Origin of the sequence: Endozoicomonas sp. (assembly GCF_031844845.1) — a bacterium.
In the GTDB taxonomy this organism is placed as follows: Bacteria; Pseudomonadota; Gammaproteobacteria; order Pseudomonadales; family Endozoicomonadaceae; genus Endozoicomonas.
In genome coordinates, this window is sequence record NZ_JAVRMB020000376.1 from 1 (window position 1) to 2,656 (window position 2,656).

Consider the following 2,656-nt stretch of genomic DNA (forward strand, 5'->3'; position numbering starts at 1 on the left):
TGATAATGAAAAAATTGTGCGGTGATATAAAAAACTAAATACCAACCCCTTGATATCACTGGGTTTCACTGTCGTATACCTGTGCAAGATCGCTGCATGATCGGCACTGTTCGCACAGTTTTCTGTCAAATTTTGTTTAGCATAATAAGTAGTTTACGCACAAACGCCTATTAGCCAGGCTGATCCTGAAATTGGTGATACATTTCCAAAGATAAGTTACGAAGCTACAGTCAGGTCAATAGATACATTGCAGATAATCGACTCAGCCAAATACCAGTGAACCGGCAATAATCAACATGGTCAGACCCACAAAAAATTCCAGGATTTTCCATGATTTCGGGTTTTGAAACAGTGGGCTCAGCAGTCTTGCTCCATACCCCAGGCTGAAGAAAAAAGTGAACGATGCGGTGATGGCTCCGAGCGTAAACTCAAGCTGCTGTCCGTCATACTGGGTTGATATGGAACCCAGAAGCACTACGGTATCCAGATAAACGTGAGGGTTCAGCCAGGTAAAGGCCAGGCAGACGGCCATGGTCTTCCATATGGATCGTGGAACACTGGCGTTCTCATCAAGGGCATGAGTCTCGGTAAAAGCAGAGCGAAAACTTAGCAGGGCATAAACAACAAGAAAGGCTGCACCACCGAAGCGGGCAAACACCTCAATTTGTGGGAATTGTTCAACGACCACACCAAAACCAGCCACGCCCAAAGCGATCAGCAGGGCATCTGAGACTGCGCAGAGCAGACATACAAGAAACACATAATGCTTCTTAATCCCCTGCTTCAGAACAAAAGCATTCTGTGAGCCAATGGCCAGGATTAATGACAAACTGAGAGAGAATCCGGAAAGATATGCAGACAACGTAATAACCTGTTTGTAATTTTTATTGAACCAGAGAGCTGATCATCACGGGAAAGCATACCAAACTGTAAGCGTTATATCCTGAGATAGGTAAGCACATGGCTGAAATGAAATATTGTGACTACCCTTGAGCCTTTCTCGATGAGAGAGTCATGGGATTTCATAATAAAGTTGCCGTTGTCAGTGGTGGTTTTTCGGGGATTGGTTTTGCAACCGTGCAGCAGCTTTCCAGTGAGGGAGCCAAAGTTTATAACTTTGACATAACAGATTCAGAAGCCAGTAGCTCTGAATTTATCCACTGTGACGTGTCCCGCTATGATCAGGTTCAGCATGCAGTGCAAGACGTAATGGCGGAGGAAGGAAAGATTGATGCACTCTTTGCCAATGCAGGAATTCATAAATTTGGCACCATTGAAGACACTGCCATTGAACAGATGCAAAAAGTGATGGGCGTTAACTGTTTCGGAACTTTCTATCTTTTAAAGGCAGTGCTTCCTGTTATGCGTAAACAGGAGTATGGGGCTATTCTGCTGAAGGGTTCTGATCAGTCCTTTATTGGCAAAGGCTGTAGCGCGGCCTACGGCATGAGTAAGGGTGCGGTTGCCCAGCTCACTAAAAGTACCGCTATTAATTATGCTCCGTTTAATATCAGGGTGAATTGTATTTGCCCGGGCACCTGTGAAACAGGAATTCTGAAGGGAGCCATCGACGAATGTAACCAACTGACGGGTGTCCGTGAGGCTGATATTATTCAGACGCTGGAAAATGCCCAGCCAATGAAAAGAATTGCCAAACCTTCAGAAATTGCCAGCCTGGCTTGTTACCTGTTGTCTTCAGAAAATAGCTTTATGCCGGTGCTCTGGTGCCTGTTGATGGGGGATATACCTGTCAGTAGCGGGAAATAGTGACACCATTTGCGCACTGTCGTCTTTACCGCGCATGAGCAGGAGGTTGTCGCAAAAGGTAGATTAAGCCTTTGTGGTTCCTTCTTTTAAGGCTTTTTGCGACACTCTCGAAGGCGGGGATCCACTGCTCGCAACGGATTCTCGCCTTCGCAGGAAAGACGACAGTGCTACAGGCAGGTGATTTGAGCCCTCTTGATGTCTACCTTAAGAGTATTTACGGGCCTCTACAAAAATTGCCTGTCTGGTCAGGCCACTGAGATCGTCGCCAAAAATTGTTCGTAGCTCCTCAGTCATTTCCCTGATGACCTGACCGTGACTGATACCTTTCTCCTGAAATTCAAAAAATACCGGTGTACCTGTAATGATACTGGTGGCTGCTTCGCTGGCTGAGCAGCTGGCAGTCTGTTTTTTCACGACAGAAATCTGGATGTCAGAAAAGTCTGCTGATTCCAGCTCTGATTTGAGAAAGTCCAGACTGGCACAGTTGTGGGGAAGCTTATGGAACTGAGGTAGATTACCATCAAAGTAGCGAGCAGCCTTATGGTAAAAATTAAAGCTGAGCGTGCTCTTTTCAAGAGTGTCCCAAACACAGAACAGCAGCCTTCCGCCCGGTTTAAGAACCCTTCTGGCTTCTCTGAGTGCTGTTTGTTTATCGTCAAAATACATCAGGCCAAACAGGCTGACCACGGAATCAAATGCCTCATTGTCATAAGGCAAGGCACAGGCATCCGCCAGATCAAAGCGAACTCCGGCAAGATTTCCCAGCTTTTTCCGAGCCATTTCAAGCATATCGTCACTGATATCTGACACGGTGTATAACGAGCCTGGCTCAAGACTCTGTTGCAGGATCAGCGAACCGGCTCCAGTACCTGCAGCGGTTTCCAGAATA

3 protein-coding genes are annotated in these 2,656 nt (G+C 46.4%); 1 reads left to right on the plus strand and 2 read right to left on the minus strand.

The genetic code is table 11. The features are described from left to right. Positions 1-262: 262 nt before the first annotated feature. Positions 263-862 (minus strand): LysE/ArgO family amino acid transporter, encoded by a 600-nt coding sequence (locus RM811_RS20845; RefSeq protein ID WP_402527877.1) that lies wholly within the window; start codon positions 860-862, stop codon positions 263-265. A gap of 152 nt (positions 863-1,014) precedes the next feature. On the opposite strand from RM811_RS20845, the gene RM811_RS20850 reads away from it, so the two are divergent. Further along, positions 1,015-1,767 carry an SDR family NAD(P)-dependent oxidoreductase gene (locus tag RM811_RS20850; RefSeq protein WP_402527879.1) on the plus strand — a complete coding sequence of 251 codons (753 nt, stop codon included), beginning with the start codon at positions 1,015-1,017 and terminating at the stop codon, positions 1,765-1,767. Between the two features lie 204 nt (positions 1,768-1,971). Here the strand turns inward: RM811_RS20850 and RM811_RS20855 are convergent. Continuing rightward, the coding region (locus RM811_RS20855) for a class I SAM-dependent methyltransferase (RefSeq protein ID WP_402527880.1) at positions 1,972-2,656 on the minus strand (685 nt) is incomplete at its 5' end.